Source organism: Mycobacterium sp. NGS63, assembly GCF_059812295.1.
In genome coordinates this window covers 772780-783917 of the sequence record NZ_JCALCJ010000001.1, presented here as the reverse complement: position 1 = coordinate 783917, position 11138 = coordinate 772780, and the positions used below count along the sequence as shown (strand labels likewise).

The window sequence follows — 11138 nt, the reverse complement described above, 5'->3', positions numbered from 1 at the left end:
CTTCCAAACCGGCGCCGCTGCCGCCGCCCACCGTGAGCGCGGAGCCCCCGGCGAAGAACCTGTGGCCCATTGCGATCCTGGTCGCCGTGGTCGTCGTCGCGGTGGTGGTGGCGTTGGTGCTCATCGCCGCGCTGGCGCACACCAACAGCAACTCGGCGGCGACGGCCACACAGACAAGCACATCGACATACACCCCGGACGCCTCCGCGCCGGCATCCACGTACGCGCCGCCGGTCGATCCCGAAACCGCCGCCTACCAACAGCTGCAGGCGTTCAAGGACGGGGACGCCGGCGCCCTCAACCAGGTCAGCGAAAGCTGGATACCGCAACTCAGCTCCAAGCACGCCTCGCAGCCGTGGTCGTGCGACCCCGAGGACGGGCTGTGCTACAACAGCGAACTGACGCTGCAGGAGCATCGCAAGCTACGCGACCAGTACGGCGCCATCCTGGCGTGGTCGGGTGACTGGACGGTCTGGGCCGGCCCGGACTACTGGGTGACCGTTGTGCCACAGGTGTTTCCCACCGCGGAGGGCGTGCTGAACTGGTGCAACAGCAAGGGTCTGGACAGGGATCACTGCAGCGCCCAGATCGTCAGCAAGACCCGCGGCCAAAATGGAACCCACGCATACAACCGCTGATGGGACCCGAATGACGGACAAGAACCCGGACGGCGACTCCGAATCCGGCGGTGCCACAACCGATCAGGCGGAGCCGGCACCACCCGGCGCCACCGCGCGCCGTTCGCGGCCGCGCGCCGCGATGGTGGCCCTGAGCACCTTCGCCGTTGCCGTCGTCGTCGTGGGCGTGGTCGTGGGGCTACGGCTGGGCCGCACCCAACACCCCGCGACCGCGCCGACGGCTACGCCGGCGCCGAGCCCCCGCGCGCCGTCGCCGGCGCGGCCGGGTTGCGACACAACGGCATTGCTCGCGTCGATGTCGCCCCGCGACAAGCTCGCGCAGCTGCTGATGGTCGGCGTCACCGACGCGGCCGACGCGCGTACGGTCGTCACCAACCAGCACGTCGGGGGCATCTTCATCGCCAGCTGGACCGACCTGACGATGCTGACCGACGGGTCGCTCACCGACATCGCCCGCTCGGCGGGTCCGTTGCACCTGGCCGTCAGCGTCGACGAGGAGGGCGGCCGGGTGGAGCGGCTGGCCGCGCCGACGCTGCTGGGAAAGGCGCCGTCGGCCCGCTTCCTGGCGCAGAACGAATCGCCCGAGCAGGTCTACCAACTGGCGCTGGAACGCGGCCGCAAGATGCGCCAGCTCGGCATCACCATCGACTTCGCCCCGGTCGTCGACGTCACCGACGCCCCCGACGACACCGTGATCGGCGACCGGTCGTTCAGCGACAAACCCGCCGTGGTGACGAAGTACGCCGGCGCGTACGCGCGCGGCCTGCGCGAGGCCGGGATCTTGCCGGTGCTCAAGCACTTTCCCGGGCACGGCCACGCCTCCGGCGACTCGCACGCCACCGGCGTGGTGACCCCCCCGCTGGACGAGATGCAAGACGTCGACCTGGAGCCCTACCGAACGCTGGTCAGCCAGGCGCCGGTGGGGGTGATGGTCGGCCACATGCAGGTGCCCGGCCTCACCGGCACGGACCCCGCCAGCCTGAGCCCGGCCGCGATCGCCTTGCTGCGCAACGGAAAAGGCTACAACGGTCCCCCGTTCGACGGCCCCGTGTTCACCGACGACCTGTCGAGCATGAAAGCGATCACCGACCGCTACGGGATTTCCGAGGCCGTGCTCAAGGCCCTGCAGGCCGGAAACGACACCGCCCTGTGGGTGAGCACCACCGCCGTTCCCGCCGTGCTCGACCGGCTGCAGTCGGCCCTGGCCTTCGGCGAGTTGACGATGCCCGACGTCGACGCGGCGGTGCGGCGGATGGCCGCGGCCAAAGCCTTCGACGCGCCCTGTGGGCACTGACGGCTCACCATGTGCGCCAACCACACACCCAGGCCGAATCGGCGACGGCGCGGCGCCATCCTGGGCGCCGTCGCGGGCGCCGCGATCGTCGTCGCCGCCGTCGCGGTGGTCAAGTGGAGTGGCGCCGGATCGCCCCATCGCCTGGCCGGCACCGCGCCGATTCCCCCGCCCGCCACCACGATCGGCGCTCCCGCCGGCACGACGGGCGCCACGGCCGGGCGGGCCGAACCCGGCGCAGCGGCGCTACAGGCCGACTTTGCGCAGCTGCAACGCACCATCGACGGCACGGTCGGGTTGATGATCGCGCCGGCCGGAAACGCGGCCGCGCCCGTGACGTTGGGGCCGTGGACGATTGGGCCGGCCTGGTCGACCATCAAGGTCCCGTTGGTCATCGCGGCCCTGCGCGAAACCGGTTCGGCCGACGTGACGGGCGCGATGCGGGCCGCGATCACCGAATCGGACAACGCGGCGGCCGAGTCGATCTGGGCGGGCCTGGGCGATCCGGTCACCGCGGCCCACGCGGTGGAGAAGGTGCTCCGCGAAGCCGACGACCCGACGCCGGTGCAATCGCAGAAGATTCGGCCCCAGTTCACCGCGTTCGGGCAGACCATGTGGTCGCTCACCGATCAAATGCGGTTCGCCGCCTTCGCGGCGTGCGACGGCAGGGATGCGCCCGTGCGCGCGCTCATGGGCCAGATAGAGCAGGACCAGCGCTGGGGGTTGGGCCGCATCCCCAACGCCGAATTCAAGGGCGGCTGGGGGCCTTCGGAGGCGGGGGCCTACCTGGTGCGGCAATTCGGCTTCGTCACCAACCCGTCCGGCGGCGTGAGCGTGGTTGCGGTGGCGGTGCAACCCGCGTCGGGATCGTTCGCCGAGGGATCGGCGGATCTCAGCAAGGTCGGAGATTGGCTCAACACGCGGATCGCGATGCTGCCGGCGGGCCAATGTCACGGGTAGGCGGCCACCATCGGCCGCCGTCGACCACCGCACAGAAAGGGTGTTGATGGTGTTCACGCAGCAGTACACTTTGACGGCCGGGCCGAGTGAGGGGGTGTCCCATGGTGGAGCCTAAGGGATCAATCCTGTTGGTCTATTTCGTGGCGGACGAGTCGGGCTCGATGGGCCGGAACATCGACGAGCTCAACGAGGGCCTTTCCTCGCTGCACGACGCGTTGCAGCGGGAGTCGTTCGCCGCGGCCAAGATCCGGCTGTCGGTGATCGGCTTTTCCGACACCGCGTTCACCTATCTCGAGCCCGCCGACTTGCGCTTCCTGCAAGGCATGCCGGTGCTGACCGCGCAGAGCCTGACCTCCTACGCGGCGGCGTTCGACCAGCTGGCCTACCGCATCAGCGTGGATGTGCCCAGCCTCAAGGCCCAGGGCTACACCGTGCACCGGCCGGCGGTGTTCTTCCTCACCGACGGCCTGCCCAACGGGAACGAGGACTGGCGCGCGGTGCGGGCCCACCTGCTGTCGCAGCCGGCGGCGCCGAACATCTTGGCCTTCGGGATCGGCGACGCCGACGCCGCCATCGTCGGCGAGCTGGCCACCAAGCCGCATTTCGCGTTCGTCGCCGCCCGCGGCGTCGACACCGGGGCGGCCATCTCCGAATTCCTGACCTCGCTGACGCAATCGGTGATCAGCTCCGGGCAGGCCCTGGCGTCCGGCTCGGCCGAACTGCAATTCGAAAAGCCCGAAGGCTTCACCCTCGCCGTCGACGTCGTCTGAACCGGCCGCTTCAGACGCCGAGGCTCATGAAGACTTTCAAGCGGAGGCCCAAAGCGGCGCCGCCGCCGGACGAGGACCCCACAGCCCCCCTGGCGGTCCCGGCGGCCGGGAACGCGTCGGGGGTTTCCGAAGTCGTCGGCCCGATCGTCATCCCGCAGATCGTCGTGGGCTCACCCTCGCCGCCGGGGGAACCGTCGACCATCGCCGCGGACTACCGTTCGTTGCCGTTTCGGCCCGACACGGTGATCGACGGATGGTCCACCGAAGCCATGACCCTGCGCGGGGTGTCGCTGCGCGGGCACCTGCACCGCTACAACGGCGCGCCGCGCCAGGACGAGTTCGCGCTGCATCACCTGCCCGACGGGCGCGTGGTCGTCCTTGTGGCCGACGGGGTTTCGGGCGCCCCCCAATCGCACATCGGCGCGAGCACCGCCACCCGGCAGGCGGCCGAGTGGCTGCACGGTAACGTCGGCGCGGACGTCGCGGGCACCGACTGGCAGGGCCTGCTCAAGAGCACCGCCTGGGCGCTCAACGAGCGGGCCCAGACGCTGTTGGGACTGCCCGAGCCGGACCCCGTCCGGGCCGAGGAGCAACTCGCGACCACCCTGATGTGTGCGGTCATCGAGCCCACCGGCCCCGCAAGCCTGCGCGCCCATCTGGTCGGCGCGGGCGACTCGGTGGCGTGGCTGCTCTCGTCGGGGCGGTTCACGCAAATCCTTGGCGGCAAGGCGGTTTCGGAGTCCGGCGTGGCGTCCTCGGCGGTGGTGGGATTGCCCCGGGTGCCGACGGAAATCACGCCCGTGGTCGCCGACGTCATGGGCGACGACGTCCTGCTGATCGCCACCGACGGCATCGGCGATCCGCTCGGGACCGGGCAGGGCGGCGTGGGAAACCTCTTCCGCGACGTGCTGAGTCGACCGTGTCCCCCGTCGCTGATCGAATTCGCCCATGCCGTGGACTTCAGCCGCGAAACCTTCGACGACGACCGGACTTTGGTGGCGGTGTGGCTCCGCAAGCAGGCGCCCCCCGGAACCGGGCCGGCGCCCCGCCCGCACAGTCCCGTGGAGGGCCTGCAGTGACGCCGCAGGCGACATTCGGCCGCTACCGGCTGCTGTCGCTGATCGGCGAGGGCGGCATGGGCAAGGTGTACAAGGCCCACGACACCGTGATCGGCCGGGACGTCGCCATCAAGGTGCTGCCCACGGAGCTGGGCGCCGAGCCCGGCTATCGGGAGCGCTTCCGCCGCGAGGCCCACGCCGCCGCACGGCTGGCCGAACCGCACATCGTCCATATCTACGACACCGGCGAGATCGACGGCCAGCTCTACCTCGTCATGCCGATCATCGAGGGCACCGACGTGCAGGCCCTGCTGCGGCGCGAGGGACCGATGAGCCCCGAGCGCGCCGTGCACGTCGTCGAGCAGCTGGCCGACGCGCTGCACGCCGCCCACGCCGTCGGGCTCGTGCACCGGGATGTCAAGCCCTCCAACACCCTTGTGGCCGAGCGCGACTTCGTCTACCTGATCGACTTCGGCATCGCCCACGACGCGGCGGCCACCAAGCTGACCCGCACCGGGATGATCGTGGGCAGCTGGGCCTACATGGCACCCGAACGGTTCACCACCGGCGCGGCCGACGCGCGCGCCGACATCTACGCCCTCGCCTGCGTGCTGTACGAGTGCCTGACCGGCGACCAGCCCTACTCGGGCGACAGCCTCGAACAGCAATTCACCGGGCACTACTCCCTGGCCCCGCCGAAGCCCACCGACGTCAACCCCGCGCTGCCGGCCGGGTTCGACGCCGTGATCGCCCGCGGCATGGCCAAGGACCCGCGCCAGCGCTACGCGAGTGCCCAGGACCTGGCCGCCGCCGCCCGGCACGCCCTCGCCACGATCCCGGCCCGCAACGCGCGCGGCACCCCCACCGTGCTCGAGCCGCCCCCACCGCGGCCCGCGCCGGCCCCGCCCGTGCGGCGTCCGGCGCGCCGGCGCCGGCTGACGCGGCCGGTGCTGGGCGTGGCCCTCGTCGGCTTGGTGGCGCTGGCGGGCGCCGTCGCCGCCGTCGCCTACCTGTTGCGGCCGTCGTCGCCGGCGTCCCAAGCGGCCCGGCCGCACCCGGCCCCGGGCCAAACCGCCCAGCCCGCAACGTCTTCGGGGCAGGCGGTCCTGCCGTTCGCAGGCCTCAAGAACCCCACCGCCGTCGCGGTCGACGACGCCGGTGACGTCTACGTCGCCGACGCGGGCAACGGTCAGGTGCTGGAACTGGCGGCCGGCTCCAGCAGTCCGGCCGCGCTCCCGTTCATCGGCTCGGGCGAGCCCGACGGCGTCGCGGTGACCGCCGCCCGCACCGTCTACGCCATCTACCCCGGAAGCAATCCCGTGCTGAAACTGGCCGCCGGCGCCACCAGCGCGACCGAGCTGCAGGTCACCGGGCTCACCAGCCCCCGCGGCGTTGCGGTGGACAACACCGACAACCTCTACCTCACCGACGGGTCCAACCGGGTGCTGAAACTGGCGGCCGGCTCCACCAGCCCCACCGCGCTGCCCATCACCGGACTGAGCAACCCGGCCGGGGTCGCGGTCGACGGCGGCGGCGCGGTCTACGTCACCGACGGCGGCAACAACCGGGTGCTGAAGCTGGCGGCCGGCTCCGGCGGCGCGACCGAGCTGCCGTTCACCGGCCTGAGCAATCCCGGCGCCGTCGCGGTGGACCCGCCCGGCGACGTCTATGTCGTCGACCGCGGCAACAACCGGGTGCTGAAACTGGCGGCCGGCTCCAGCAGCCCGACCGAGCTGCCGTCGTCCGGCCTGAACAACCCGACCGGCATCGCCGCCGACGGCGGCGGCAACGTCTACGTCGCCGACGCCGGCAACGCCCGGGTGGTCAAGCTCGCGGCGTGAGGTCTCGTGTTACAACCGTTGCACGCCAACAACTTTCGAAACTCCTTGCCATGTGGAAGTCGCCGCCGCCGGCGCGGCGGAAAAGCCGATCAGCGAAACGTTAGCGATGCCGACTTCCGAAGAGTATTCTCCCTGCGACGAGTCCTGTTCAGCGCGCAGGGAGGTGCTCATAGGTGTCGATTTCCGGCGGGCACACCCGGGGACGATCCACGAGGGCGATCAGGGTGGTGCGGCTGCCACGCTCTCCAAGAATCTTTCAAGGCGTAGCCCTCAAACTCACCGACTGATGGAGAGTGCGCACTCAATTCCATCCCGTGCCCTCAAATCACACCAACCCGCGAGAGAAAGCGAAAAACATGACGAGTCAACAAGCCCCAGCCGGCTGGTACCCAGACCCTGAAGGCGGAGCCGGCCAAAGGTATTGGGACGGCCAACAATGGTTGGCCAACACCCCTGCCTCCCCACAGCAGGCCGCGATCAGCCCCGATGCTCTGCGTGCCGCCATGGCCGAGAATCGGTCGATCTGGGTCACCAACGGCCTGGCAGTTTGGTCGCTGGTGGTCGGCATTATGAGCCTCTTGCTGTGTCTGTTCTGCGGCGTCGGCGCGGCCACGGGGATCGTCGGGGTGATCGTGGGCATCATCGCGGTCAACAAGAGCAAGCAGACCGGTCACGGCCGGGGGATGGCGCTGGGCGGGCTCATCACCAGTGGCGTGGCGGTCGGGTTCGGCCTGCTGGTGCTGCTCGTCTTCGGTGGACTGGCGTCAATGCATTGACGGGAATTGCATGTTCCGGCTACCCGAGGTGGTCGGCGACTTTTCCTGCGCGGGTGGGGCGTTCGTGTGGCTGAGGGCGTTCATGGACCCGAGGCAGGGATTGCACTGACCGAAGCACAGCGGCACATCCGATCGCCAAAGATGCTGCGGCACAAGCCAACTGAGTTCACCGCGGCGCCCGTGAAGGCGACATGAACCGCAAGCGCGTGGTCATCGCCGGGCTGGGCGACGTCGGAGTGCTCACCGCGATCCGCCTGGCACGGCACGCCGACGTCGTCGGAATCTCCGTCAAGCCCGCGCTGGTGAGCGGCCAGGAACTCGGTGTGCGGCTCGCCCGCCCGGAGGACTGGGCGCGCGACTACTGGGTCCCGTTCGACAACTTCCGCCGCCTGGACGGGGTGCGAAAGGTGCAGGCCGCTCTGGTGGGGCTGGACCTGGCGGGCCGCACCGTCTCGGGCCGGCGCGAGGACGGCACGACGCTCACCGAGCCGTACGACGCGCTGGTCATCGCGACCGGTGTCAGCAACGGATTCTGGCGCCGACCGACGCTGCAGTCGCCCGCCGAAATCGGCGCCGAGCTGAGCGCCGCCCACGACCGGGTGGCCGCCGCGGATTCGGTGATCGTCATCGGCGGGGGCGCGGCCGCGATCACCAGCGCCGCCAACATCGCCCAGACGTGGCCGGCCAAGCGGATCCATCTGTACTTTCCCGGCGAGCGGGGCCTGAGCGAGTATCACCCGGCGATCTGGCGGCGCATCGCGGGCCGGTTGACCGCCCTCGGCGTGCGCGTGCACCCCGGGCACCGCGCCCTGGTCCCCGACGGCTTCACGGGTGACGAGATCACCGGCGAACCGGTGCAGTGGAGCACCGGACAACCCCCGAGTTCCGCCGACGCCGTGCTCTGGGCGATAGGACGGGTGCGGCCCAACACCGGTTGGCTGCCGCCGGAGCTGCTCGACGAGCGCGGGTTCGTGCGCGTGACGCCGGAGCTGCGGGTGCCCGGCCACCGGGGAGTCTTCGCGGTCGGGGACGTCGCCGCCACCGACCCGCTGCGCAGCTCCGCGCGCAATCGCGGGGATGCGCTGGTGGCCAGCAACATTCGCGCCGAGTTCGCCGGCCGCAGGCTGCGCACCTTTCGGGCGCCGGGCCGGCGCTGGGGTTCGCTGCTGGGCATCCAGCCCGACGGGCTCGAGGTGTTCCTGCCCACCGGCCATGCGTTCCGCTTCCCGTCCTGGTCGGTCGAGCGGGTGGTGATGCCGTGGGTCGTGCGCTGGGGCATGTATCGCGGTATACGCGACAACCAGCCGCCACTGTTCGGGCCGATAGGTTGACCGTGTGAGCACCCCGGCCGGCGGCGGCGAGCTGCGCCGCAGCCTCGGGCTGTTCGACGCCGTCGTGATCGGGCTGGGCTCGATGATCGGCGCCGGGATTTTCGCGGCGCTGGGCCCGGCGGCGCGGGCGGCGGGCTCCGGGCTGCTCGTCGGGCTGGGCGTGGCGGCGGTGGTGGCCTACTGCAACGCCACCTCCTCGGCGCGCCTGGCCGCCCGCTATCCGGCCTCCGGCGGCACCTACGTGTACGGCCGCGAGCGCCTCGGCGAATTTTGGGGATACCTGGCGGGCTGGGGCTTCGTCGTCGGCAAGACCGCCTCGTGCGCGGCGATGGCCCTGACCGTCGGCTCCTACGCCTGGCCGTCGCAGGCGCACGCGGTCGCCGTCGCGGCGGTGGTCGCGCTGACCGCGGTGAACTACGCCGGCGTGCAGAAGTCGGCCTGGCTGACCCGCGTCGTCGTCGCGCTGGTGCTGGCGGTGCTGGCCGGGGTGGTGGTGGCTGTATTCGCCTCCGGCAGCGCCGATGCCGGGCATCTGCGCCTGACCGGTGTCGGCGCCGGCGGCGTGATCCAGGCCGCGGGGCTGCTGTTTTTCGCCTTCGCCGGCTATGCGCGCATCGCCACCCTCGGCGAGGAGGTGCGCGACCCCGCTCGCATCATCCCGCGGGCCATCCCGCTGGCGCTGGCCATCGCCCTGGCCGTCTACGCCCTGGTGGCCGTCGCCGCGCTGGCTGCGCTGGGTCCGGCGCGCCTCGCCGCGGCCACGGCGCCGCTGTCCGAGGCGGTTCGGGTCGCGGGGGTCGGGTGGCTGGCTCCCGTCGTGCAGGCCGGCGCGACGGTGGCCGCGCTGGGTTCGCTGCTGGCGTTGATCCTCGGCGTCTCGCGCACCACCCTGGCCATGGCGCGCGACCACCATCTCCCCCACGCGCTGGCCGCCGTGCACCCGAGGTTTCAGGTGCCCCACCGCGCCGAGCTGCTGATCGGTGTCGTCGTCGCGGTGCTGGCCGCGACCGCCGATCTGCGGGGCGCCATCGGCTTTTCGTCCTTCGCGGTGCTGATCTACTACGCCGTGGCCAACGCGTCCGCGTTCACCCTGCGGCTCGACGAGGGCCGCCCGCCCCGCGGGATCCCGGTGGTCGGCCTGGTCGGCTGTGTGGTGCTGGCGTTCGCGCTGCCCCCGTCGTCGGTGCTGTCCGGCGTGGCGGTGCTGGGCGTCGGCGTCGCGGCCTACGGGATCCGGCGCGCTGTCCCCGGCCGAGCCGATCGGGAAGACTGAGTGGATGGCCGACTCCGGGACCGAAGCCTTCGAGAAGCTGGTCGCGCTGCTGAACTATCCGATGTACGTCGTCACCACCCAGGCCGACGGCGCCGCGGCCGGCTGCCTGGTCGGGTTCGCCACCCAGACCAGCATTCACCCGCCGCGCTTCCTGGTCGGGTTGTCCACCAAGAACCACACCTTCCGGGTGGCGTCGTCGGCCAGCCATCTGGCCGTGCACGTGTTCGACCGCGAGCACCTCGGGGTCGCGGAGCTCTTCGGCAGCCAGACCGGCGACGAGGTCAACAAGTTCGACCGCTGCTCCTGGCACCCCGGCCCCGCGCGGTTGCCCATCCTCGACGACGCGGCCGCCTGGTTCGCCGGCAAGATCCTGGACCGTTTCACCCTCGGCGACCACGTCGGGCACCTGCTCGAACCCGTCGACGGCAGCCCGCCGCGGGAGCTCGAGGAGTGGGTCTCCTTCGGCGACGTCAGCGACCTGCAACCCGGCCACGAGGCCTGACCGGTGTCGTCGGTACGGGTGGGCGCCGTCGGCGACGTCACCGAACTGGCGTCGTTCTACGCCGACCCGCCGGACGGGGTGCGCGCCAACATGATCTTCAGCGCCGACGGCGCCGCCGCCTTCGCGGGTCGCGCCGGGCCGCTGTCGTGCCCGGCCGATCAACAGCTGCTGCGGATCCTGCGCGGCTTCGCCGACGTCGTCCTCGTCGGCGCCGGCACCGCGCGCGCCGAGAACTACGGCCCGGTGCGGCTCGCCGGCGCGCACGCAGACGGCCGGACCGCGCCGCCCCCGATCGCCGTGATCAGCCGCAGCGGCGCCCTACCGGCCCGGCTGTTCAGCGATCCCGACCAGCCACCGATCCTGGTGACCTGCGCGGGGTCGGCCGCGCAGCACCCGCCCGGGCGGGCCTTAAAGCGGCTGGTGGCGGGCGAGGACTCCGTCGACGTGACCAAGGCGATAACGCTGCTGCGCGCGCGAGGCATGCACCGCATCCTGTGCGAGGGCGGGCCGACGCTGCTGGACGAGCTGGTCGACGCCGACGCCGTCGACGAGATCTGCGTGACCCTGGCGCCCAAACTCGCCGGCAGCCAGCCCGTCGGCCCGCGCCGGCCGTCGCGGCTGTCGGTGCCGGCGACGCTGCGGCTCGAGCACGCGCTGACGCACGACGACTACCTCTTCATGAAGTACCGCCGCTGAGC

General features: G+C 71.4%; 11 protein-coding genes and 2 pseudogenes. 12 read left to right on the top strand and 1 reads right to left on the bottom strand.

Features of this window, described 5'->3' with window-relative positions:
- The 6 genes and pseudogenes from AC5Y4Z_RS03430 to AC5Y4Z_RS03405 form a co-directional block, all read left to right on the top strand.
- A pseudogene (locus tag AC5Y4Z_RS03430) lies at positions 1–638 on the top strand (hypothetical protein); the annotation flags it as partial.
- Positions 639–759: 121 nt separating this feature from the next.
- Complete coding sequence (locus AC5Y4Z_RS03425; RefSeq protein WP_499960935.1) at positions 760–1932, top strand: glycoside hydrolase family 3 N-terminal domain-containing protein; 1173 nt, start codon at positions 760–762, stop codon at positions 1930–1932.
- 9 nt (positions 1933–1941) lie between these two features.
- Positions 1942–2889 carry a serine hydrolase gene (locus AC5Y4Z_RS03420; protein WP_499960892.1) on the top strand — a complete coding sequence of 316 codons (948 nt, stop codon included), beginning with the start codon at positions 1942–1944 and terminating at the stop codon, positions 2887–2889.
- Between the two features lie 101 nt (positions 2890–2990).
- Positions 2991–3659: a vWA domain-containing protein gene (locus tag AC5Y4Z_RS03415; protein ID WP_499960890.1), complete on the top strand. Its 669-nt coding sequence runs from the start codon at positions 2991–2993 to the stop codon at positions 3657–3659.
- 26 nt (positions 3660–3685) lie between these two features.
- Positions 3686–4738, top strand: coding sequence for a protein phosphatase 2C domain-containing protein (locus AC5Y4Z_RS03410; RefSeq protein WP_499960888.1), 1053 nt, complete (start codon positions 3686–3688; stop codon positions 4736–4738).
- A complete protein-coding gene (locus tag AC5Y4Z_RS03405; RefSeq protein ID WP_499960885.1) occupies positions 4735–6558 on the top strand; it encodes a serine/threonine-protein kinase PknD in 1824 nt (607 codons plus the stop codon). The genes AC5Y4Z_RS03410 and AC5Y4Z_RS03405 overlap by 4 nt, the downstream gene beginning before the upstream one ends.
- 9 nt (positions 6559–6567) lie before the next feature.
- Here the strand turns inward: AC5Y4Z_RS03405 and AC5Y4Z_RS03400 are convergent, their stop codons facing one another.
- A complete protein-coding gene (locus AC5Y4Z_RS03400) occupies positions 6568–6729 on the bottom strand; it encodes a hypothetical protein (protein ID WP_499960883.1) in 162 nt (53 codons plus the stop codon).
- 185 nt (positions 6730–6914) lie between these two features.
- Here AC5Y4Z_RS03400 and AC5Y4Z_RS03395 point away from each other — a divergent pair.
- The 6 genes and pseudogenes from AC5Y4Z_RS03395 to AC5Y4Z_RS03370 all read left to right on the top strand — a co-directional run.
- Positions 6915–7019 (top strand): annotated as a pseudogene (locus AC5Y4Z_RS03395) (DUF2510 domain-containing protein); the annotation flags it as partial.
- 42 nt (positions 7020–7061) lie between these two features.
- Positions 7062–7334, top strand: coding sequence for a DUF4190 domain-containing protein (locus AC5Y4Z_RS03390; protein ID WP_499960934.1), 273 nt, complete (start codon positions 7062–7064; stop codon positions 7332–7334).
- A 191-nt stretch (positions 7335–7525) separates the two neighbouring features.
- On the top strand, positions 7526–8665 hold the full coding sequence (locus AC5Y4Z_RS03385; protein ID WP_499960881.1) for an FAD-dependent oxidoreductase: 1140 nt from the start codon (positions 7526–7528) through the stop codon (positions 8663–8665).
- 4 nt (positions 8666–8669) lie between these two features.
- Complete coding sequence (locus AC5Y4Z_RS03380) at positions 8670–9938, top strand: APC family permease (protein WP_499960880.1); 1269 nt, start codon at positions 8670–8672, stop codon at positions 9936–9938.
- Between the two features lie 4 nt (positions 9939–9942).
- On the top strand, positions 9943–10440 hold the full coding sequence (locus tag AC5Y4Z_RS03375) for a flavin reductase family protein (protein ID WP_499960879.1): 498 nt from the start codon (positions 9943–9945) through the stop codon (positions 10438–10440).
- A gap of 3 nt (positions 10441–10443) precedes the next feature.
- On the top strand, positions 10444–11136 hold the full coding sequence (locus tag AC5Y4Z_RS03370) for a pyrimidine reductase family protein (protein ID WP_499960877.1): 693 nt from the start codon (positions 10444–10446) through the stop codon (positions 11134–11136).
- Positions 11137–11138: the final 2 nt, after the last annotated feature.

What these genes read in the sequence shown, in the direction of transcription:
- AC5Y4Z_RS03425 (WP_499960935.1), top strand. Translation starts at nt 760, where the DNA reads ATGGTGGCCCTGAGCACCTTCGCCGTTGCCGTCGTCGTCGTGGGCGTG.
- AC5Y4Z_RS03420 (WP_499960892.1), top strand. Translation starts at nt 1,942, where the DNA reads ATGTGCGCCAACCACACACCCAGGCCGAATCGGCGACGGCGCGGCGCC.
- AC5Y4Z_RS03415 (WP_499960890.1), top strand. Translation starts at nt 2,991, where the DNA reads ATGGTGGAGCCTAAGGGATCAATCCTGTTGGTCTATTTCGTGGCGGAC.
- AC5Y4Z_RS03410 (WP_499960888.1), top strand. Translation starts at nt 3,686, where the DNA reads ATGAAGACTTTCAAGCGGAGGCCCAAAGCGGCGCCGCCGCCGGACGAG.
- AC5Y4Z_RS03400 (WP_499960883.1), bottom strand. Translation starts at nt 6,729, where the DNA reads ATGAGCACCTCCCTGCGCGCTGAACAGGACTCGTCGCAGGGAGAATAC.
- AC5Y4Z_RS03390 (WP_499960934.1), top strand. Translation starts at nt 7,062, where the DNA reads ATGGCCGAGAATCGGTCGATCTGGGTCACCAACGGCCTGGCAGTTTGG.
- AC5Y4Z_RS03385 (WP_499960881.1), top strand. Translation starts at nt 7,526, where the DNA reads ATGAACCGCAAGCGCGTGGTCATCGCCGGGCTGGGCGACGTCGGAGTG.
- AC5Y4Z_RS03375 (WP_499960879.1), top strand. Translation starts at nt 9,943, where the DNA reads ATGGCCGACTCCGGGACCGAAGCCTTCGAGAAGCTGGTCGCGCTGCTG.